This is a genomic window from Nocardia rhizosphaerae, assembly GCF_042650365.1.
GTDB lineage: Bacteria > Actinomycetota > Actinomycetes > Mycobacteriales > Mycobacteriaceae > Nocardia > Nocardia rhizosphaerae.
Genome location: NZ_JBHSBA010000015.1, coordinates 137266 through 157471 on the forward strand (window position 1 = coordinate 137266; position 20206 = coordinate 157471).

The following is a 20206-nucleotide window of genomic DNA, read 5'->3' on the forward strand; positions in this document are numbered from 1 at the left end:
TATGAGTGCCACCGCGATCTGTCTGGCCATGGGCCTGTCGCTGGGATTCGCCGCCGCGTTCGGCGGGCTCGGCGCGTTCGCCGTCGTGCTGATCTTCGGTGGCCTCGGACTGCTGATCGGCCGCTGGCTCGACGACACGATCGACCTGGCCGAGCTGGTTCGTTCGGCCCAGGATCGGGGCAGACGATGACCGCCGCGGTCGAGCTACCCGGGCGGACGACGGTCGGCGAGCGCGCGGTCCGGCGCATCGCGGCCGCGGCCGCGGCCGAAGTCGACGGCGTCGTCCCGGACGTGCGGGTCGACGCCGAGGTCGCCGGGACCTCGGCGGGCCTGCGGGTGCGGTTGCCGGTGCGGTATCCGAGTCCGGTCGCCCGGGTGGCCGAACAGTGCCGGGGTCATCTGATCGCGCGGGTCACCGAATTGACCGGCCTCGCGGTGCCGTTCGTCGAGATCGAGGTGACCGCGCTGGTCGCGCAGACCGCGCAGCGGAGGGTGCGATGATTCGCCGTCCACGCCGCGTCGTGCCTGCGGTCGTCGTCGCATCGGTACTCGCCACTGTCGCCGTTCTCGTCGTGGTGTCGCTGGTCCAGCGCCTCGCCGGCCGCGCCGAGTTGGTGTCCTACGACAGCCTCGCCGCCCGGTTGCACGCCACGACCTGGGACAGTGGCTGGGTGCTCGCCGTCGGCATCGCCGCGGTGGTGCTCGGCGTGATCTTGCTGTCGATCGCGGTGGCACCTGGCCGCGGGGTGGTCGTGCCCCTGGAAGCCGGTGACGGGATCGATGCGGGCATCACCAGACGCAGCCTGCGGGCCGCGATCGCAGATGCCGCGCAGAGCGTCGACGGGCTGGAGCGGGCCAGAATTCGTTTGCGTCGCAAGAAAATTCAAGTGAGCGGCCACACCGGAAACCCGGTGCCGCAGACCGCCGCGGAGATCGGAACCGCGGTGGGCGCCCGACTCGACCGGATCAGGCCGGGGCATACCCCGAGATTGCGCACCAGTCTGCGCACACGGACACCGGGAGGTCGGCGATGACAGTGGCCAATCGACCGGCCCGGCTGAACCGTGGTGTGCTCGGCATCCTCGGCCTGATCCTGGTCGCCGGTGGTGCGGCGGTGCTCGCCGTGCACCTGGGCGCGGTCGACCAGGTGGACCCCAGCGCTGCGCTGGTGCCAGGCACCGACGACCCGCCCCGGTGGGTGCAGTTCGTCGTGCTGGCCGTCGCCGTCGTGGTCGCCCTCGCCGCACTGCGCTGGCTGGCGGCGCAGTTCGGTCGGCTGCCCAAGCACGAGACCTGGCGGCTCGGCGGACCGGGCGAGCGGGGCGACACCGTGCTCGGCTCCGGGGCAGCAGCGGCCGCAGTCGCCGACGACGTGACAGCCTATCCGGGTGTGCGGGCGGTGACGGCTCGGTTGACGGGCGGTCCAGCCGCCCCGGACCTGCACCTGGTCGTCGAGGTCGAGCCGGAGGCCGACCTGCCCGAGCTCCGGCGCCGGATTCGCGACCACGCGCTCGTCCGGCTGTGCTCGGCGCTGGAGCTCACCGCGGTGCCGGTGTCGGCGGAGTTTCGGATCGCGGACCGAGCAAGGGCCGGGCGCACGCGCTGACCCGACGCGCGGGCCGGGCTCGGCGCTGTCCGGTCACCGGGCGGCCGGGCGACCCGCTCGGCCGCCGAGCCACGCCCGCCACCCGGCATCGAGCACGAGCGCGGTGAGCCGCTCGTAGCCGCCGCGCCCCGGGTGGGCGCCGTCGCCCGCGGTGACCTCGGCGATCCAGGCCGGATCGGCGGCGAGGGCCGCGGTGATGTCGACGAACGGGACATCATCGACGGCGCACAGCGCGGCCATCTCGGCGGCGATCTTCATAGTCCGTTCCAGATGTGCCGCACCGGCATCGAGCACCGGCGGCGGGCCGACCACGAGCATGCTCAGCTGCCGGTCGCGGCTTTCCGCGATCATGCCGGCGAGGTTGTCGACGCACCGGGAGAGCTCGACGCGCACCCGGCCGTTCTCCTCGATCGCGTCGTTGCTGCCGAAGGACACCACCAGTCGATTGTCGGCGTCGGCCACGGTGCGTGCGTCGAGCTCCTGGCGATATCGCCGCACCACGTCGTCGGAGGTGTCGCGCCGGACACCCAGGTTGAACGCCGTCACGTCGGGACCGGTCACGGCCAGCACCCGTCCGACCCAGCCTCGATAGTCGGGATCCCCGATGCCCTGGACGAAGGAATCACCGAAGAAGCACACACGTAGATCACCACTCACCGGGTCGATCGTAGAACCCATGGCCCGTTGTCGCGGTGGCGCGTTCGATCGTCCACCACCGGAGCGGGGGTCGCGCCGGTACGCACCGTGTCGGACCGTCGTCGCGCGCTGTCAGCGGTCTTTCGCCGGACAGGGCGACCAGTGTTCGTTGCTGAAAGTTTGCGGATGGCGAGATTTTCAGTTGTCCGGCCGATCCGCGCCCCCGGCGGCGCCGAACATGTGACGAGTCAGCGGAACCCGTTTTCCGGGTTGCTGGTCCCGGTCAGAACCGCACCGCACCCCCGGAGGACACGATGGTCGCCGACCGCACCCCGACAGCCGCCCAACCCGTGCCCGCCGCCGAACCCGAGGTGGCACCGTGGGTCGCTCCTGCGCTGCTGCTGTCGATCCTGATGCTCGGCTTCGACCTCGTGGCGCTGATTCCGCTGGGAGAGTGGATGGCCGAGTACGGCATCGGCCTCGTGTGCACGGCTTATCTGCTGCACGTGCTCGCCTCCACCGCGCTCGCGGTGTGGACGGTGATCAGGCTGCCGCTTCTGCATCTGGACACCGACCACGGCTCCGGCGAGCGATTCGAGAACTGAGTTGCGGATCGCCGCCGATGCGGTCCGGTGCGAGTCATCGAACGCACGCTGTCGGCGTCAACGGACGGTCACCACCCTGGAGTGCCAACCGGTGGCGCCGTCGGGGAACGGTGGTGTCCTGACATCGGTCTGCACGGTGCCGGTGGCGTCGACGGCGCGGACCCGCAGCGCGTGTGTGCCGGGCGTGGCGTTCCAGCTCCAGGTCCATTGGCGCCAGGTGTCGATGGAGTAGGCAGCGGCGAGGGTGGCCCGCTCCCACGGGCCGTCGTCGACCTGGACCTCGACAGCGCGAACACCTCGGCCCTGCGCCCACGCGACACCACCCACGACGACCGGTCCCCTCGGCAGCTGGGCGAACGCGGACGGGACGTCGATGCGTGATGCCGTCTTGACGGGTGCCTGTGCGGCCCAGCCGCGTTCGGTCCAGTAGGCGCTGGCGCGGTCGAAGCGGGTGAGTTCGAGGTCGATCACCCATTTCGTCGCCGACACGTAGCCGTACAGCCCTGGCACGATCATCCGGGCCGGGTAGCCGTGCTCCACCGGTAGCGGCACGCCGTTCATCCCGACGGCCAGCAGCGCGTCCGGATTCCCGAGCACCGCCGCCAGCGGAGTGCCCGCGGTGAACCCGTCCACGCTGCGCGACAGGATCATGTCGGCCTCCGGCGCGGGGCCCGCCTCGGCGAGCAACTCGGTGAGCCGGTAGCCGACCCAGGTCGCGGTGCCTGCCAGGGTCCCGCCGACTTCGTTCGAGACGCAGGTGAGGGTGATCGTCGAGGCGACCGCGGTCCGGTCGCGCAGGTCGTCGAAGTCCACGGTGATCTCGCGGTCGACCAGGCCGTGGATGCGCAACCGCCACTGCGCACGGGTGAGGGCAGGCAGTTGCAGGGCGGTGTCGATCCGGTAGAAGTCCGCCGTGGGAGTGCGAAATCGGGTCAGGCCGGGCACCGCGAGGTCCATCTCCGGGGTGACCGGTGCGGCAGGCGCGGCCACGCGGGGAAGGACGAATGCGGACCGGTCCGCGCCGATATCGCGAATTCTGTTGCCGATGATCCGTCCTGCCGCACCCGCGGCGGCGGCTCCCGCGGTGACGGCTGCCAGCGTCAGCAGGAAACCGCGCCGGGTCGGTCCGGTGCCCGCCGTGGCGGCTGGGCGCCGGACCAACCAATACAGCGCCGCGGCGCCCGCACCGGCGCCGACCAGAGCGGGAACCGCCCACAGCGGTGTCGCGACCGGTCTGAGCAGCGCCAGCGAGGCGACAACGACGCCGAGGCCGCCCAGCAGGCCCGCGGCCAACACGACGTTGCGGCGGGCGAGCAGCCCGATCAGCGCGGCCACGATCACCATGACCACTCCCATGGTGATGGCCAGCGCCAGCTTGTCGTTGGTGCCGAACCAGCGGATAGCGCTGTCCTTCAACCACTTCGGGGTGTGGTCGACCACGGTGGCGCCGAGCACGAAGAACGGCGAGGCACCAGGCGCCACCACGGCGGCCACCAGGTGGCCGACACCGAGCACGGTGCCTGCCGCCGCGGTCGCCGCGACCATCGCGGCTGTGGGGCGCAATCGTTGATCCGGGGTGGTGCTGTCGCGGGTCATCCTGTCACTCCTGTGGTGAGTGCCGGGCTGACCCGCGGTGGGCGGGTCAGCCGACGGTCATGCTGACGATCGGTGGGCTGGTCGGCCCGGCGGAGCCGCCCGCCGGTTCGACCGTCACCGCGAGCGTGTCGGCGGTGTCGACGGTGGTCACCACGGCGGCCGGGCCGTCCATGACGGCGACCGACTTCGGGTCGGCGCCGGAGTGCAGCAGCCACAGCTGATAGCTGCGGTCCGCCGGTAGCGCGGGCATATCGTGAAAGGAGACGGCGGCCGCGCCGAGTTCGCGGGACTGATGGACCGTCATCGCGCCGCCACCGGTGATGGCGACCGTGGATTCCCGGCTGTCCGGCTGGTCGAGCACCTGCTGCGCGGTGATCGTCGCCGGGCTCTCCGACCGCTCGACCACAGTGATCCCGACCGCGGCGCCGACCGCGACCAGCACCGCGGCGGCTGCGGCCAGCCACCGATGCGGCAGCCGACGGGCCCGGTGACCGCTGGGCGGATACCGCTGGTCCAAGGCCCGCATCAGGGCGGCTTCCAGGTGGGCGGGCGGCGGCACAACGTCGACAACGGTCAGTTCCGCCAGCGTTTCCCTGATCCGGCGCACGGCCGCGTGGAATTCCTCGGTGCGCTCCGGTCCCGCGGCTGTGAGCCAGTCGTCCACCGCGCGGCGCTGGTGCGGGTCCAGTGCGTCGAGGGCATAGGGATAGGCTTCGTCGAGCCAGGACCAGGGGGTACGCCGATCCGTCTCACTCATCGGGTGTTTCCTCCGGTCAAGCAGTTCTCGAGTCGTTTCAATCCGTCTCTGATCCGGCTCTTCACGGTGGGCAGCGGCACCTCGAGCGTCGCGGAGACCTCGGCATAGGTGCGCCCGCTGTAGTAGGCCAGCGCCACCGCCTCCCGTTGCAGCCGGGTCATGGTTTCCAGGCAGGCCAGGACCGACTGTTCGTCGAGCCGCTGGGAAACCTCCTCGGCCACGATGTCGTGGTCACGGCCGAGATGGGCGTGCCCGAAAACCAGATCGCGGCTGGTGGCCGACTGCTCGGCCCGCACCCGGTCGACCGCCCGGCGATGCGTCAGCATCATCAGCCACCCGATCGGGCTCGCCTTGGCCGTGTCGTACTCGCCTGCCAGCGACCACGCCTGCAGGAACACCTCCTGGGTGATGTCCTCGGCGGCGCCGTGATTGCGCGCCACCCGCAGTGCGAGGCCGAACACCCGCGGGCTGGTGACGCGGTAGAACTCGGCGAAAGCGTCGCGGTCGCCCGCGGCCACGGCTCCGAGCAAGGTGCGTAACCGGTCTTGGACGGCACGGTCGGGCCCGGCGCCGGCCGGACAGGCCGGCGCCGGATCGGCGACCGCTTGCAAGCGGATCGGTGCTGAGCCGGAACGGTTCGTCATGGTGTGGTCCCTGCGTGCATCGGCATAAGAGGGATTTCGGTAGGCACGCACGGGTGGATGGGCGCCGCCGGGAAATTTCCGATCCGACTCTACGGTCCCCGGCGGCGCGGCCATCGCCTGACTCATGCCGCCGGTGGCATGAGCACGCTGTCGATCATGTAGACGGTGGCGTTGGCGGTGCGCACCCCACCGCAGATCACGTTCGCCTCGCCGACCTTCAGCGTGTCGCCGGAACCGGTCACCGTGACCGCGGATCCCTCGACCGTGTCGTGGTCACCCGCGATGTCGCTCGGCGCGATCTGGCCGGGTACCACGTGATAGGTGAGGATCGTGGTCAGCGTGGCCGAGTCGGTCTTCAGCGATTCGATGGTGGCCGGATCGACCTTCGCGAACGCCGAGTCCACGGGCGCGAACACGGTGAACTCGCCGCCGTTGAGGGTGTCGACCAGATTCACCTCCGGATTGAGCTGCCCCGAGACCGCGGACACGAGCGTCGTGAGCATCGGGTTGTTGGACGCCGCGACGGCGACCGGATCCTGTGCCATGCCGCTGACCGAGCCGGGACCGCTCGGTACCTGGGCGGCGTACTCCGCGCAGCCCGGTCCGACCAGCCCCGACGCGGCATCGTCGGTGGTGGCAGGTGCTGAGGTCATTGTGGTGGCCGAGGTCGTGGCCGCGGTGGTATCCGCCGCCTCGTCCGAGGAACACGCGGCGGCTCCGAGTGCCGAGCCGAGGAGCATCGCCGTCACCAGGGTGCTGCGCAGGTATCGCATGATCGTCCGTCACTTCCGTCTTGCGGCGAGGTGCCGCGCTGAGTGGATGTCACGGAGTTCGGCTGGATCGGCCACCCGGATGGCCGCGGATCCGAACTTTTCTCGCGCCGGACGTCGGATCGGTGCGCGCGGCGCCGCATGCCATCGTCGCCACGGGACACACGGTATGACCGGCCGTAGGCAGGCGCGGTCGCCGGGACGCGATCAGGTGGCTGGGTCGGGTGCCGGAGTCACCGGGATCTTGTCGGCATCGGGTTCGGCGTCCGGTTCTTCGGCCGCGGGCCCGCTCCCCGTGGCCGCATCGATCTGCTCGCCGATGTAGCGGATCACCACCGCGATCATCGCGACGACCGGTACGGCGAGAAACGCGCCGGTGATCCCGTAGAGCGAGCTGCCCGCGGTGATCGCCAGCAGCACGATGGCGGCGTGCAGTTCCATGCTGCGGCTCTGCAGTACCGGCTGCAGCACATTGCCTTCCAGTTGCTGCACGGCGATCACCACGCCGAGCACGATCAGCGCGGTGACGAACCCGTTGCCGACCAGCGCGACGAGCACGGCGAGCGCGCCCGCCACGAACGCACCGACGATCGGGACGAATCCACCGATGAAGGTGAACACCGCGAGCACCAGCGCCAACGGGACATCGAGGATGAACAACGCGGCACCGATGAATACGGCGTCGACCAGGCTGACGACCGCCTGCGTCCTGATGAAGCCGCCGAGGGTCGCCCATACCCGTTCCAGCACGGCTTCGAGATGGCGGCCGCTGCGATCGCCGCACACCCGGTGCATCCACGGCACCAGCCGCGGGCCGTCCTTGAGGAAGAAGAACACCAGTACCAGCACCAGGAACACGGTGATCAGCACCGAGGTGGCGGTGGACACGCCGGTGAACACGCCACCGGCGATCTGCGCCCCGCTGGACTGCAGCCGGTCCACGATCGCGGCGACCGCGGAATCGAGCTGTTCGTCGCGGATGCGCAGCGGTGGACCCTGGATCCAGTCACGGACCTGGTTCACCCCGGCGGTGGCCTTGTCGGCGAGCTCGGGTGCCTGGTCGGCGACCGAGGGCACGATCGAGGCGATGACACCGGCCAGCACGGCGAGGAAGCTCAGCAGGGTGATCGTCGCGGCCAGCGCGGGCGGGAACTTGCGTGCGGTGAGCCAGCGCGTCGCCGGCCACAGGATCGTGGTGACGACGACCGCGAGCGTCACCGGCAGCAGCACCACCCACAGTCGGGCGGCCACCGATCCGAGCACCCAGGCGCCCGCCGCGATCGCCACGACGCACAGTGACCACTTGGCCAGCCACAGCAGCCCACCGCCGATCACGTCGCCACGGTCCCGCCGCGGTGTGCTCTCATCCGTTTTTCTCTCCGGCCCGCTCACCCTCGCCAGTCTGGCATGATCGGCGGTGGGCGGAGGGGTGACCGGCCGGTCGCCGGCCGGGGTGTGACCGCCATGACGTCGCCCGCGCGGCGGCGTACTGTGCGAAGGCGATGTCCGCGTGTGGATTCGCAAACGCCACAGATGTGAATCTTGTACTGTCACAACCGATCAGATGCTGTGCCGCTGCTGGTGGGTTCTGCTCCGGGGGCGGCTGCCGCCGTACTTTTTCCGTGAAGGAGCCGGTCACATGGCCGATGTGCAAACCCCGTTGATCCGTACCGATATCCCGCATTCGGCGCGGATCTGGAACTACTGGATGGGGGGCAAGGACAACTACGAGATCGACCGCGTCGCCGGCGAGGCGGGTAAGGCCGTCGATCCGGATATCTCCACGATGGCCGTGCAGTCGCGGCAGTTCCTGATCCGTGCCGTGCGCTACCTGGCCAGCGAGCACGGCATCCGGCAGTTCCTCGACATCGGCACCGGCCTGCCGACCATGCAGAACACGCACGAGGTCGCCCAGAGCGTCAACCCGGACGCGCGCATCGTGTACGTGGACAACGACCCGCTGGTGCTCACCCACGCCCGCGCGCTGCTCACCAGCACCACCCCGGAGGGCGTCACCACCTACATCGACGCCGACTTCCACGAGCCGGAACAGATCGTCGCCGACGCGCGCAACGTCCTGAATTTCAACGAGCCGATCGCGGTGATGTTCATGGGCGTGCTCGGCCATGCCCGCACCTACGAGGACCTGCTGCGGATCGTGCGGACCGTGGTCGGCGAGGTGCCCTCGGGCAGCTACCTGATCATGTGGGACGGCACCGACGACAGCCCGGCCTATGTGCGGCTGTGCGAGGAGTACACCGGCACCGGCGGCACCCCCTACATCCCGCGCACGCAGGCGCAGATCCGCGCGGTCTTCGACGGCATGGAGCTGGTGGACCCCGGCTTCACCTCCATCACCCAGTGGCGTCAGGAGACCGCCGAAGTCGGCCGGGTCGAACCGATCTCGGCCTACGGCGCCGTCGCCCGCAAGCCCTGACCCACGCCGGTCCCGGTCGCAGGCACCAACCCGCGACCGGGACCCGGCTCCGGGCCTCGCGGTACAGCACTTCGGCCCCCGCAGTGAGGGCGTTGGACTGTCCCGAACCAGCCACGCGGGGATGATGATGGAGTGGTCGGGTACGTCAGCATCGAGGTCGACCATGAGTGAGCTGCATCCCCTGGACTGGGGGTTCATGGAACTGGAGAACGCCGATCCCCACGTCAGTCTCGGTATCGGCGCCGTGGCGATCATGACCGGGCCCGCGCCGAGCCGGGCCGGGTTCGCCGGATGGCTCCGAGAACGCGTCGACCGGTACGCGCGGCTGCGGCAGCGGGTGCGCCGGATACCCCTTGATCTGACCGCTCCGGTCTGGGAGGACGACCCCGATTTCGATCTCGCGCATCACCTGCGCTGGACCGCGCTGCCGGAACCGGGCGACGAGCCCGCCCTGCGGGAGCTGATCGCGACCGAACTGGAACAGCGACTCGACCGGGACTATCCGCTGTGGCAGTGCGTCGTCGTGGAGCGGCTGGCGGGCGGGCGATGGGCGTTGCTGGTGAAAGCGCATCACAGCATGGTCGACGGCATCTCGGGAATCACGCTGTTCGAGCAGCTGTGCGTCCCGCCACCGACGACCGGGGCCGCACCAGCGAACGACCCAGGCATGGGCAGTTCGGGCGGCGGTCTCGTCGACCGGGTGCGCAGGGGAATCCGCCTTCCGGTGACGGCACCACGGTTCGCTGTCTCGCTGTTGCGCAGCCTCGTTCCCGTGATGGCCGCGGCGATCACGCCCGGTGCGCCGTCCTCGCTGAACGGGCCGATCGGCAGGCAGCGCCGCTACGTCGTGTCCAGGGTGTCGATGGCCGAAGTCGCAGCGATCGATGCCGCGTTCGGGACCACGGTCAACGACGTCGCCCTTGCTGCTGTCACCGCCGCCTACCGGTCGGTCCTGCGTGCGCGTGGCGAGGAGCCGAACGCGAGCAAGCTGCGCATTCTGGTGCCGGTGTCCATGCGCGCCACCGGTGCCGAATCCACGATGGACAACCGGGTTTCGGCGATTCTGCCGTTTCTGCCGGTGGACCTCGACGATCCTGTCGAGCGCCTGGCCGCCGTCCACGACCGGGTCGCACATCACCGCGTGCGCGGGGAAGCCGAGGCGGAGCGGTCGATCCTGGCGATGGCGGACGTCCTGCCTTTCGCCATCGGAGCGTGGGCCTTCCGCCTCGCGGGCCACTTTCCGCAGCGCAGCGTCGCCGCCTTGGCCACCAACGTTCCCGGCCCGCGCGATCAACTCATAGTGGACGGTTGTCCCGTGCTCGAGATCTGGCCGTGTATCCCCCTGGCGATGCGCCTGCGTACCACGATCGCGATCCTGAGCTATCGCGATCACCTGACGTTCGGCATCACCGGCGACTACGACTCCACCCCCGACCTGGATCTGATCGCCGCGGGCATCGAGCACGGCATCGCCGAACTACTCGCCCTGGCGCGGTGAACCCTCTGCCGCCCGGCCCCGCCGGGGCCGGAACCCGGCCTCACCGCGGATGAACGATCATGACCGGGCAGAAGGCGTGCTGAACAAGAGCATTGCTCGTCGAACCGAGCAGCAGGCCGTGGAAACCACCACGGCCACGGCTGCCCGCCACCACCAGTTGCGCGGTCCGCGACCACTCGACGAGATGGTGTGCCGGCCCGTGACGGTACACCTGTGTACGCACCGGTACGTCGGGAAACTTCTCCGGCCAGCCGTCGAGCTGTTCGGCCAGCGCGGCCGCGGCGGCGGCCTCGACCTCGGGGTCCTCGTCGACCACATCGAGCAGACCCGCCAGCCGTTCGAAACGCAGATCTGTCCAGCAGTGCACCGCGACGAGTGCGGCGCCGCGTCTGCTCGCCTCGGTGAACGCGACTTCCACCGCCGCCTGCCCGAACGCAGACCCGTCGACACCGACGACGACCGGACCGACGGGCGGGTCCAACGGGTCGATGCTGCGCACCACGGTCACGACGCCGTGCCCGTGCGCGGTGACGGCGAGCAGGGTCGACCCGAGGTGGCGCAGGGTACCGCCGTGCCCTTCGGCTCCGAGCACGGTCATCCGCGCGTGCGCCGACCGCGCGATGAGAGCCGCGGCGGGAACCTCCTCGGTGAGCTCGATCTCGACGGGAACCCGCGGGTCGACCTCGGCCGCGATGCGGCGGGCGGAGTCGAGAACAGCAGCGCCACGGGTGCGTAAGGTCGCGGTTACCGGGGGAACATACAGGTCGAACGGTCCGAACGCGGTGCCGGCGGCGAGATCGAGGGCGTGCACCAGGTGCAGGGGGCAAGCCGTGGCGGCGGCGTTCCGCGCCGCCCAGCGTACGGCGGCTTCGCCGTGATCCGAGCCGTCGACCCCGACGACGATCGGGGCCGTGCGGTCCTCGGCGGGCGGTCGTGGGTGCGGTGTGGTCATGGCTCGGTCCTTCCGATCGCGGCTGCGCTGGTGGATCCAGGCTAGGAATCCGGCGCGGCGGCACGCGCTGGCCGTAGGTCCCCAGGTGCGGGGCCGTAGGACACCAACGTGGCGATGTCGGCCCTGGTGCGCGGGCCAGGTGACTTGGGATCATGGAGGAGGACAAGCGACACACCAGCACGGAGGTGAGCTCATGCAGGCGAAACCAGGCGACTGGCTCATCATCGAAGGGCGGACCGTCGGCGGTGCCGTCCGGCGGGGGCTCATCGAGGAGGTGCACTCGGCCGACGGATCCCCGCCGTACATGGTGCACTGGACCGACGACGGTCACCGCGCGCTGACCTTCCCCGGCCCGGACGCCTATATCCTGTCCGACGCCGAACTGCGGGCCGAGGAGGAGGTTGCGGCCGCGCGCTTCTCCTCGATGCAACACGAGCCAGGACATCCGGGCTGACCTGGCGGCAGATCCTGGTGCAGCGCGGCGGAGTCGGCCGCGCCGCACCCAGGGCCACCGTGTTCCGCGCAGAGTTTCGAGACGGTTCAGGTATTCGTCACGCTCGATGTCGTCACGGGCGAACCGTTCGGTGAGGATCTGCTCGGCAGTCGGCGGTGGGGGACCGGCGGCGGTCGTCCGGTCCGGATCATGCCTCGTCGGTGCTGACGGGCAGGTGCTGGTCGCAGACGACCTCGACGAACTCGCCGACGACCTGCACCGGCAGATGCCTGGCGAGATCGGCCTCGGTGATGATGCCCGCGATGGTGCCGTTCTCGGTAACCGGGAGACGCCGGATCTGATGCCGCTCCATGACCGCGAGGACGGTGTCGATGCCGGCGCCGATATCGACGGTGCACAGACCGTCGCCCTGCGCCATTTCCCCGGCGGTGGTGGTGGCGGGATTGCCGCCTGCGCCGACGATCCTGGTGGCGATGTCCCGGTCGGTGACGATGCCGACGGGATGGCCTTCGCCGTCGCAGATCGGCAGGGCACCGATATCGAACATGAGCATCCGGTGAGCTGCGGCGGCCATGGTGTCGCGCACGCCGATGGTCTTCACATCCGGGTGCATGACGTCACGCGCGGTGGTCATGGTTGGTCCTTTCGTGGCCGTTTCCGGTGGGAGATGTGGTGAGGTCGAGAATGTCGGTCAGCGGCAGCCGAGGTGTGGCTGCCCGGTCGGCGGCGAAGGGGGACAGCCCGACCCGGATCAGCATTTGCGGTCGAACGTCGCGACCGGTCATCTCCCGGACGAGCGTGCGGCTGCGCGGGACTTCGGTGAGATGCGTGAGTGGGCAGGTCGCGAACCCGAGCAGGGTGCATTCCAGCAGCACCGTCGAGATCGCCACACCACACCGGAGCAGCTGTGCCGGTGTGTCCTCGCTGGTGCCGAGGACGAGAACCAGCGCGTGATCGTCCTGCGGGCTGTCCGGCGTTTCCGGACTCCCAGGAAAGTCGCGATCGATACCGACCCCGGCGTTCTCGGCGCGGGAGGGCAACGCGGCCGCGGGGACACCCGCTGTGGGGAACGTGTGTCCCGTCCACCACCGGAGCTCGGCCTGATATCCCGCGTCGTATCGGCGCTGGGCCGCTGTCAGGCGGGTGGCTTCGGCCAGACCGGGACGGTCGGTATCGGCCAGCACGTCGATGGTGGCGTCGCCGGGGTCTACGGCCGAGCACAGGACGGTCGCGAGGTCGGTCCGATCCGGCGGTGCCGCGAACGGGTGCCGGTCGGTGTGGCGACGCGAGATCGCGTCCGCGCGGACCCGATCGGCGTCGGTCACGAGCTCGGCCCGATGAAAGGTGATGGTGGCCAGGTGAGTACGGCGGTTCGGGTCGGGGGCGTAATCGGTGTCGCACCGCCAGCCTTCCGCCGCCAGTGCCACCCGCAGGTGTCCGAGCGCGATCCCGCAACTCAGCACCATCTGCCTACCGGTGGTGTCGGTCGACGGCAGCATGCGCCGCGGCTCCGCGAACAGGTACATGGTGTGCCCGTCGAACGTCCACTGCCACGGCTGGGTGTTGTGCAGTGACGGTGCCCGGCCGGCCAGGCGGACGGCCTTCTCGATGACCTCTCCGGTCGGTCCTGTGTCCATGATCCGACCGTATGCCGAGGTAGAGCCCCGGCGAAGGTGCCGTTGGTCCCGAGCAGTCGGGCCGTTGGCCCCGCATCACCGGCGTACGCGTGGTACGCCGGTGATGTCGTGTTTCCTGGCGGCGAGGTGGTCCGCGTCCCGCAGGCCGGGCCCGGTCTACTTGCGGACCGGCGGTGCCGCGGTGGGGGTTCGTGCTTCGGTACGGTGCTGGTCCCACCAGGCGGTGCTGCCGCTGCCGCTGTCCTTCGCCGGTCCGGGAGCCGGCGGTATGCCGAGGACACGCAGCCGCCAGTCGTCCTCCCGGATCGTGGCGACGATCCGGACCGGAACGACGGCGGCGAGCAGCAGATAGTTGCCGACGCAGATCATCAGGCACAGCGGGGGCACCGAGATCACGATGGCCGTCTCCAGTGTTCCCATCGCCAGCGGATCACGGGAGAGGGCGAGCATGTTCCCCGCGACGCTCGCGAGCACGGCGGCGACCAGCAGCAGCTCGTAGACCCGCACCAGCGACGTGGCCTTCTCGTCGCGGATCCCGACCAGCGTGATGAAGGTGCAGGCGAGCAGGGCGACGGTCAGTCCGACGACCACCGGCCACAACCACGCCAGGTGATCGGGAACGCCGGTCGCCTGCGCGAGCGGGGAGGTGAACGCGAACGAGGCGATCGCCGCCGCGACGACCAACGCCGACCCTAAGCCCACTAGCAGCTTCGGCACCGTGAACGGAACAGGGCGGGGGAAAGGGTCCGGGTGGTCCATCGGTCTCCATCCTACGGGCAATGGCTGCCAAACATGCAGGCACTCAACAGAGTACGGACATGACACGGCACCGTCCCGACGACTTCGTCCCGGAGTGGGGTCGCCGGTAGCGGACCGGTGTCGAGCAAACGGTGGATCTCCGCCACTCGCCGCCCGGCCCACGTGCGCTCCGGGCCGTTCGGGCAGGTCGGGCACCCACCGCTGTCTCGCCACGGCGGTGAGGCACCATGAATCATCGGGTGACTCGAGTGAACGGGGAGACGGCGGTGTCCGAACGCACAGGGGAGACGGCGCGGCAGTCGCCGCCGACCGATCGGGTCGTCGCCGTCGTCGAGTACCTCGCGGCGCTCGGGAAGCCCACTGCCGCCGCAGATCTGGCCGACGGCCTCGGTCTGAGCCGCTCGACGGTCGGCGCCATTCTGAGCTCCCTGTGCTCGCATCGGTGGGTCAGCCGTCTGCCCGATCTCCGTTACACGATCGGACCCGCGGTGTTCGCCACCGCCGCGCGGGCGAGGGCCGCCTCGGATCGCCCCGCCGATCTGGTGGCCTTGCTCGACGGATTGGCCGCCCGGGTCGGCTGTGGGGCGGCGCTGAGCCTGGTCGATGCCGGTCAGCTGGTCTTCGTCGCGGTCACCCGCGGCCTCGGCCGGATTCCCGCGGGCGTCGAGGTCGGGCTTCGGCTCCCGCTGCAGGCGCCCGCCGGTGCCGCCGTCGTCGCGTTCGCCGACCCGGCGGTCCAGCGGCAGTGGCTCGACACCGCACCTGCCGGGCGACGCGACGAGCTCGGCCAAGGTTTGGCGCAGATCGCCGAGCGGGGTGTGGCCGTGTGGGGCGCCCGTGTCGCGGATCTGCCGCGCATCGATGTACTGGGCCGGGTCATCGCGCACCTGTCCGCCGACACCGCGAACCAGCCGCTCCGCGATGAGGTGCACGCGCTGATGGTGCAGACCAGCGGACACCTGCATCCTGCGCCGGCACTGGATGCCGATGCGCCGCTGCCGATCAGCTACCTGTCCGCGCCGGTCTTCGATCGGCAGGCACGTCCGCTGTGGGAGTTGCAGATCGGCCCGCTTCGCCCGTCGGTCCCGCTCGCCGAGCGCACGCACTATATCGCCGAGCTCGTCTCGACCGCCAAGGAACTCGGCGATTACGTATCCGGTGATTGACAGTCCGCGACCTCTTGCCATCCCATGGCCGCTCTTCTAGCCTGAACGGCCAAGGTGAATATTCGAATCGCTTGATACGAATATTCGCACACTGCAGGGCATTCCCGTCCGGCGTGCCCGTGCCGCACAGGGAGTGGCCCGTGTTCTGGAGACCCCGTCGTGCCGTCGCGATCGCCGCGGTGGCGCTGACCGCGACGCTGACCTTCACCACCGGCTCGGCCACAGCCGCTTTCGGCTCGCTACCACCGGCCAATCCGCACCTCGGCCCACTCGGCACCGCCACCATGCACGGCGACGCCGAATCCTCCGACGCCACACCGTTCGCCGGTCCCGGCACCGGCGACGTGGACAGCGACTTCCGCGAGCTCGCCGCCGCGTGCCCGACGATCCTGCAGGGTGCCGACGGCATGCCGCAGGCGCTGTGCACCGAGATCATCGACCGGGCCCCGAAGGTCTTCCTGCTCGATCCGCGTACCGCGCAGCCGGTCGCGTCGCTGGATCTGGCCAAGGGCAGCCTCCTCGGCGGTGTGTACGCCTATCTCGACAACGCGGACCGGATGGTCACCGTCGACGGCAGCGGCGACCTGCTCCGCATCGGCCACCGCCGCGACGGCGAGGACTGGACGCTGGAGATCGAGTCGAGAACCTCGCTCGGGCAGGCGGTGACGGGCCACTGCGGTGGCGGTGACTGCGATGCGGTCAGCTCCGTCATGGCCGATTTCGCCGGGCGGGTGTGGTTCGCCACCGACAACGCCGCCGCAGGCTACCTCGATCCGGCCACCGGTATCGCCCGCTCGATCGTGCTCGGACCCGGCGAACAGGTCGCCAACAGCATCTCCACCGCACCCGACGGCGTCGCGATCGCGACCACCCACGCGCTGTACCTGGTCGACGTGGACGCTTCGGGCGCGCCGTCGGTGCGCTGGCGTCAACCCTACGACCGTGGCCCCGCGCGCAAACCCGGCCAGCTCAGCTGGGGCACGGGCGCGACTCCCACCTTCTTCGGCCCCGGCTCGGGCACCGAGTACCTGGCCATCACCGACAACGCGGTGCCGCGGGAGAACCTGCTGGTGTTCGACACCGCCACCGGCGGACCGGTCTGCTCGGTACCCGCCGTCGACGGCACCGAGAACTCACCGATCGGCGCCGGTTCCAGCCTGTTCGTCGCGAGCACCTACGGCTACCCGTACCCCGCGGTCCCCGAGGGCGCAGGCCCCAGCGAACCCGCCGGCGCCGACTTCACCGGTGGAATGGTCCGTATCGACGTCACCGGCGCCGGCTGCCGGACCGTGTGGACCAGCAACGCCAAGTCGGCAGCGGTCCCGCGACTGTCGGTGGCCGACGGCAAGATCTACACCGTCACCCGCCGCACCCTGCTCCCGACCGGAAGTGTCGGGCTCACCGACACTTTCCGCTACACGGTCATCGACGCCGCCACCGGCCGGACCGAGCAGGAGAAACTGATCGGCGGTACCGCGATCCACAACACCCTGCAGATGGTCGGCACCATCGCCCCCGACGGCACCCTCTACCAGGGCACGATGTCGGGCCTGTTCCGCATCGCGCCGCGCTGATGGTGTTCCGGCCCGGGGCGGGCAGGTGATGGCGGTCAGTCCTTGCGGGCCAGACCGCCGTAGGCGCCGGAGCGCTCCGGATGCTCGCCGACATCGCCCGGCTGCTCGGGCCGCCACAACGGGATGTGCACCAGGCCGGGTTCGAGCAGCGGCCACCCGGCGAAATACCGGGCGATCTCGTCGCGACTGCGCAGGTGGATCTCGGTGGAGGTGCGGCCGGACAACTTCTGTGCCTCCAGCACCTCGGCAGGCTGCCCGTCGGCGGTCGCGTGAGAGATCGCCAGATAGCTACCTGGCGCGACCGCATCGGCCAACGCGGCGACGCAGCCGGCCGGGTCGGCCTCGTCCGGCACGAAATGCAGGACGCCGAGAAACAGCACCGCCACCGGCCGATCGAGATCGATCAGCTTGCGGACCTGCGGATCCGACAGAATGGCGGCCGGGTCGGCGGCATCGGCGTGAACAACTGCGGCGCCCGGATTTCCGGCCAGGATCGCCTCGCTGTGCGCGACGGCGACGGGGTCGATATCGACGTACACGACACGGGCCGCGGGGTTGCGCGACTGGGCGACCTCGTGCACATTGCCGACCGTGGGGATGCCCGAGCCGATATCGAGGAACTGGTCGATCCCCGTGTCGACGAGGAAGCGCACACACCGGCGCAGCAGATCACGGTTGGCGCGCATGGTCTCGGCCACGCTCGGGGTGAACTTCTCGATCTGCTCGGCCAGCTGCCGGTCGATCTCGAAGTTGTGCATACCGCCCACGAAATAGTCGTAGACGCGCGATGCGCTCGGGCGATCGAGGTCGATACCGTCGGGAGCCCAACTCGGCCTGGTCATCGGTCCCGTATTTCCTTTCGCAGCAACATGTTCGGCACCGGCACACGGCGCGAATGCGGTCATCGTAACCGAGCGGCGACGGAAGTGCCGGTAGTTCACATCTGTCGACGACCCCGGCTAGCATAGGAGCCCATGGGTTGGGATACCGGGCCCGGGGCAGTGCCTGACGGCTCGGACGCCGACCTGGCAGGCCGATGGATGGCAGCGCTCCGGGAGGGGGCGCGCGACCACGTCGTGCCGATGAGCGGGACCGAAGCGCGGCTGCTGCTGACGCGGCTCGGGCGCGAGCTGCTGGCCGCCGTCACCGTCGAGCCGCCGGCGCTCGCGCGGGTCGAGCGGGTGGGTGCCGAGCTGGCGCGCGCTCACTTCGTCGGCGAAGAAGTGCTCGGCCGCAGTCTCGATGTGCTGGGGGCGCGGTTCGCGTCGATGGGTGTGCCGGTCTCCCGGATGACCGCGGCGCTCGGCGCCTTCGCCAACGGTTATCTGCGGGCATTCCGGTCCTGGCTGCTGTCCGAGCAGGAAAGCGTCCGCGCCGCGGATATGGCGGCCAGGGCCGCGATCGAACGGCGGTTGCGTGCCAGCGAAGCGCGGATGCGTGGTGTGTTCGCGCAGGCCGGAGTGGGCACCGGGCTGTCCGATATGACCGGTCGGATCATCGAGGTGAACGCGGCGTTCGCCGAGATGCTGGGATATCGGCCCGAGGAGATGTACGCACTGTCGGTGACCGACCTCGCGCATCCCGACGACGATCCCGGCATGTGGGAGCTGTACGGGGCGGTGATGCGCGGCGAATGCGACAGTGTGCGCTTGGAGAAGGCCTACCCGCACCGCGACGGGCACACGGTGTGGACCAATCTCAACGTGTCGCTGATCCGGGATGAACACGGCGCCCCCCAATACACGCTGGTACTGGTGGAGGACATCTCCGAACAGCGCGCCCTGCAGGAACGCCTGCGGTACCGGGCCCACCATGATCAGCTGACCGGGCTCGCCAACCGGTCCAGGTTCTTCGATGCCCTGTCCGCGGCCTTCGCCGACCACACCTCCGGTGTCGGGCTGTGCTACGTCGATCTGGATCACTTCAAAACCGTCAACGACAGCTTCGGGCACGCGGTGGGCGATGAACTGCTGACCCTGGCGGCAGATCGACTGCAGGGCTGCCTCACCCGGCCGGGTCAGCTCGTCGCGCGGATGGGCGGCGACGAATTCGTGGTGTTGATCCCGGACCCGGTGGACCAGGGGGAGGTGGCGCGGATCGCGGACGCGGTGCTCGCCGCCTTCGCCGAGCCGTTCGAGATCAACGGGCACCGGATGCGGGTCGGCGCGAGTGTCGGTGTGATGGCCGAACGCGCGGACCGGGCAAGCGCGGACGAATTCCTGCAGGCCGCCGACACCTCCATGTACTGGGCGAAAGCAGCCGGACGCGGCCGCTGGGCCGAATTCGACCCGGCGCGCGGCAGGCGCGAACATGTCCGTGCCGAACTGTCCGCGGCGATTCCGGAGGCCTTGTCCGGCGGCCAGTTCTTCCTCCACTATCAGCCGATCGTGGAACTCGCCGGTGGGCGGATAGGCGCGGTGGAGGCACTGGTGCGGTGGCAGCATCCGGAGTTGGGCCTCTCGCCCGCCGAATTCATCGATCTCGCCGAGGACGACGGACATATCGGTGCGCTGGGCGCCTACGTCCTGGAACAGGCATGCCGCGCGGCGCGCCGCTGGTTCGACCGGAATCCGGACCAGGCCCCGGTGATCAGTGTGAATGTGTCCGCGACCGAGGTCGCCGATCCGGCGTGGTTGACTCGCGTGCTGCGAATCCTCGCGGCGACCGGGCTCCCTGCCGACCGGCTGCAGCTCGAACTGACCGAACGGGTATTCATGGCCGCCGACGACGGCCCACTGACCGCGCTGCGGACACTGGCCGCGGCGGGAGTCCGGATCGCGCTGGACGATTTCGGTACCGGATACTCGAACCTGGCCTACCTGGGCCGGCTCCCGCTGCGGGTGGTGAAGCTGGCGGGGCCGTTCATCGAGGGCATCGAGCTCTGCGAAAGCGTTTCCGCCACCGACATCGTCGTGCTGGAGACGATCATCGGTCTGGCCCACACGCTTGGCCTCACCGTCACCGCCGAATGCGTCGAAACCCCGTTCCAGGCTGAGCAATTGCGCGCGCTGCGGTGTGATTCCGCCCAGGGCTGGCACTTTCACCGCCCGATGCCGGAAGAGCGGGCGAGCGCACTGCTCGAACAGGCGACCCCGGCGGACCCCCGGTGAGCTGA

General features: G+C 70.0%; 22 protein-coding genes. 11 read left to right on the plus strand and 11 right to left on the minus strand.

Translation table 11 applies throughout. The annotated features are described in order from the left end of the window. Nucleotide 1 precedes the first annotated feature (1 nt). The 4 genes from ACFOW8_RS22780 to ACFOW8_RS22795 are packed head-to-tail and all read left to right on the plus strand — an operon-like array spanning nucleotide 2 to nucleotide 1606. Complete coding sequence (locus ACFOW8_RS22780) at nucleotides 2-190, plus strand: hypothetical protein (protein WP_378553432.1); 189 nt, start codon at nucleotides 2-4, stop codon at nucleotides 188-190. Continuing rightward, the gene (locus ACFOW8_RS22785; protein WP_378553434.1) at nucleotides 187-501 is read left to right on the plus strand and encodes an Asp23/Gls24 family envelope stress response protein; all 315 of its coding nucleotides are present in this window, start codon (nucleotides 187-189) and stop codon (nucleotides 499-501) included. The genes ACFOW8_RS22780 and ACFOW8_RS22785 overlap by 4 nt, the downstream gene beginning before the upstream one ends. Beyond that, nucleotides 498-1034, plus strand: coding sequence for a DUF6286 domain-containing protein (locus ACFOW8_RS22790; protein ID WP_378553436.1), 537 nt, complete (start codon nucleotides 498-500; stop codon nucleotides 1032-1034). The genes ACFOW8_RS22785 and ACFOW8_RS22790 overlap by 4 nt, the downstream gene beginning before the upstream one ends. Beyond that, a complete protein-coding gene (locus tag ACFOW8_RS22795) occupies nucleotides 1031-1606 on the plus strand; it encodes an alkaline shock response membrane anchor protein AmaP (protein WP_378553438.1) in 576 nt (191 codons plus the stop codon). The genes ACFOW8_RS22790 and ACFOW8_RS22795 overlap by 4 nt, the downstream gene beginning before the upstream one ends. A gap of 33 nt (nucleotides 1607-1639) precedes the next feature. Here the strand turns inward: ACFOW8_RS22795 and ACFOW8_RS22800 are convergent, their stop codons facing one another. Next, nucleotides 1640-2263, minus strand: a complete 624-nt coding sequence (locus tag ACFOW8_RS22800) for a GDSL-type esterase/lipase family protein (protein WP_378553439.1) — start codon at nucleotides 2261-2263, stop codon at nucleotides 1640-1642. A 293-nt stretch (nucleotides 2264-2556) separates the two neighbouring features. On the opposite strand from ACFOW8_RS22800, the gene ACFOW8_RS22805 reads away from it, so the two are divergent. Further along, nucleotides 2557-2847: a hypothetical protein gene (locus ACFOW8_RS22805; RefSeq protein ID WP_378553442.1), complete on the plus strand. Its 291-nt coding sequence runs from the start codon at nucleotides 2557-2559 to the stop codon at nucleotides 2845-2847. A 57-nt stretch (nucleotides 2848-2904) separates the two neighbouring features. Here ACFOW8_RS22805 and ACFOW8_RS22810 read toward each other — a convergent pair whose 3' ends face one another. From ACFOW8_RS22810 to ACFOW8_RS22830, 5 genes are all read right to left on the minus strand, one after another. Beyond that, nucleotides 2905-4443, minus strand: coding sequence for a molybdopterin-dependent oxidoreductase (locus ACFOW8_RS22810; protein WP_378553444.1), 1539 nt, complete (start codon nucleotides 4441-4443; stop codon nucleotides 2905-2907). Nucleotides 4444-4489: 46 nt separating this feature from the next. After that, on the minus strand, nucleotides 4490-5200 hold the full coding sequence (locus ACFOW8_RS22815) for an anti-sigma factor (protein ID WP_378553446.1): 711 nt from the start codon (nucleotides 5198-5200) through the stop codon (nucleotides 4490-4492). Then, complete coding sequence (sigK, locus tag ACFOW8_RS22820; RefSeq protein ID WP_378553448.1) at nucleotides 5197-5844, minus strand: ECF RNA polymerase sigma factor SigK; 648 nt, start codon at nucleotides 5842-5844, stop codon at nucleotides 5197-5199. Before sigK ends, ACFOW8_RS22815 begins: the two co-directional genes overlap by 4 nt. A 122-nt stretch (nucleotides 5845-5966) precedes the next feature. After that, on the minus strand, nucleotides 5967-6617 hold the full coding sequence (locus ACFOW8_RS22825) for a fasciclin domain-containing protein (RefSeq protein WP_378553450.1): 651 nt from the start codon (nucleotides 6615-6617) through the stop codon (nucleotides 5967-5969). 204 nt (nucleotides 6618-6821) lie between these two features. Beyond that, nucleotides 6822-7949: an AI-2E family transporter gene (locus ACFOW8_RS22830; RefSeq protein ID WP_378553452.1), complete on the minus strand. Its 1128-nt coding sequence runs from the start codon at nucleotides 7947-7949 to the stop codon at nucleotides 6822-6824. A gap of 304 nt (nucleotides 7950-8253) precedes the next feature. Between ACFOW8_RS22830 and ACFOW8_RS22835 the strand changes: the two genes are divergently transcribed. Both ACFOW8_RS22835 and ACFOW8_RS22840 read left to right on the plus strand, forming a co-directional pair. Continuing rightward, entirely contained in the window at nucleotides 8254-9051 is a 798-nt protein-coding gene (locus tag ACFOW8_RS22835; RefSeq protein ID WP_378553454.1) for an SAM-dependent methyltransferase, read from the plus strand. Between the two features lie 163 nt (nucleotides 9052-9214). Then, on the plus strand, nucleotides 9215-10549 hold the full coding sequence (locus tag ACFOW8_RS22840; protein WP_378553456.1) for a wax ester/triacylglycerol synthase family O-acyltransferase: 1335 nt from the start codon (nucleotides 9215-9217) through the stop codon (nucleotides 10547-10549). Nucleotides 10550-10589: 40 nt separating this feature from the next. Here ACFOW8_RS22840 and ACFOW8_RS22845 read toward each other — a convergent pair whose 3' ends face one another. Continuing rightward, nucleotides 10590-11501: a universal stress protein gene (locus tag ACFOW8_RS22845; protein ID WP_378553458.1), complete on the minus strand. Its 912-nt coding sequence runs from the start codon at nucleotides 11499-11501 to the stop codon at nucleotides 10590-10592. Between the two features lie 193 nt (nucleotides 11502-11694). Here ACFOW8_RS22845 and ACFOW8_RS22850 point away from each other — a divergent pair, with 193 nt between their 5' ends. Further along, on the plus strand, nucleotides 11695-11955 hold the full coding sequence (locus ACFOW8_RS22850; protein WP_378553460.1) for a DUF1918 domain-containing protein: 261 nt from the start codon (nucleotides 11695-11697) through the stop codon (nucleotides 11953-11955). A gap of 187 nt (nucleotides 11956-12142) precedes the next feature. Here ACFOW8_RS22850 and ACFOW8_RS22855 read toward each other — a convergent pair whose 3' ends face one another. The 3 genes from ACFOW8_RS22855 to ACFOW8_RS22865 form a co-directional block, all read right to left on the minus strand. Next, a complete protein-coding gene (locus ACFOW8_RS22855) occupies nucleotides 12143-12589 on the minus strand; it encodes a CBS domain-containing protein (RefSeq protein ID WP_378553461.1) in 447 nt (148 codons plus the stop codon). Next, complete coding sequence (locus tag ACFOW8_RS22860) at nucleotides 12573-13592, minus strand: Acg family FMN-binding oxidoreductase (RefSeq protein ID WP_378553463.1); 1020 nt, start codon at nucleotides 13590-13592, stop codon at nucleotides 12573-12575. The genes ACFOW8_RS22855 and ACFOW8_RS22860 overlap by 17 nt, the downstream gene beginning before the upstream one ends. Nucleotides 13593-13748: 156 nt before the next feature. Then, on the minus strand, nucleotides 13749-14351 hold the full coding sequence (locus ACFOW8_RS22865; RefSeq protein ID WP_378553466.1) for a DUF2637 domain-containing protein: 603 nt from the start codon (nucleotides 14349-14351) through the stop codon (nucleotides 13749-13751). A gap of 266 nt (nucleotides 14352-14617) precedes the next feature. On the opposite strand from ACFOW8_RS22865, the gene ACFOW8_RS22870 reads away from it, so the two are divergent. Together ACFOW8_RS22870 and ACFOW8_RS22875 are read left to right on the plus strand one after the other, a co-directional pair. Further along, on the plus strand, nucleotides 14618-15517 hold the full coding sequence (locus ACFOW8_RS22870; protein WP_378553468.1) for a helix-turn-helix domain-containing protein: 900 nt from the start codon (nucleotides 14618-14620) through the stop codon (nucleotides 15515-15517). Between the two features lie 140 nt (nucleotides 15518-15657). Then, nucleotides 15658-17091: a hypothetical protein gene (locus ACFOW8_RS22875; protein ID WP_378553470.1), complete on the plus strand. Its 1434-nt coding sequence runs from the start codon at nucleotides 15658-15660 to the stop codon at nucleotides 17089-17091. A gap of 35 nt (nucleotides 17092-17126) precedes the next feature. Here ACFOW8_RS22875 and ACFOW8_RS22880 read toward each other — a convergent pair whose 3' ends face one another. After that, the gene (locus ACFOW8_RS22880) at nucleotides 17127-17933 is read right to left on the minus strand and encodes an SAM-dependent methyltransferase (RefSeq protein WP_378553473.1); all 807 of its coding nucleotides are present in this window, start codon (nucleotides 17931-17933) and stop codon (nucleotides 17127-17129) included. 240 nt (nucleotides 17934-18173) lie between these two features. Here ACFOW8_RS22880 and ACFOW8_RS22885 point away from each other — a divergent pair, with 240 nt between their 5' ends. Further along, entirely contained in the window at nucleotides 18174-20201 is a 2028-nt protein-coding gene (locus ACFOW8_RS22885) for a putative bifunctional diguanylate cyclase/phosphodiesterase (RefSeq protein WP_378553475.1), read from the plus strand. Nucleotides 20202-20206: the final 5 nt, after the last annotated feature.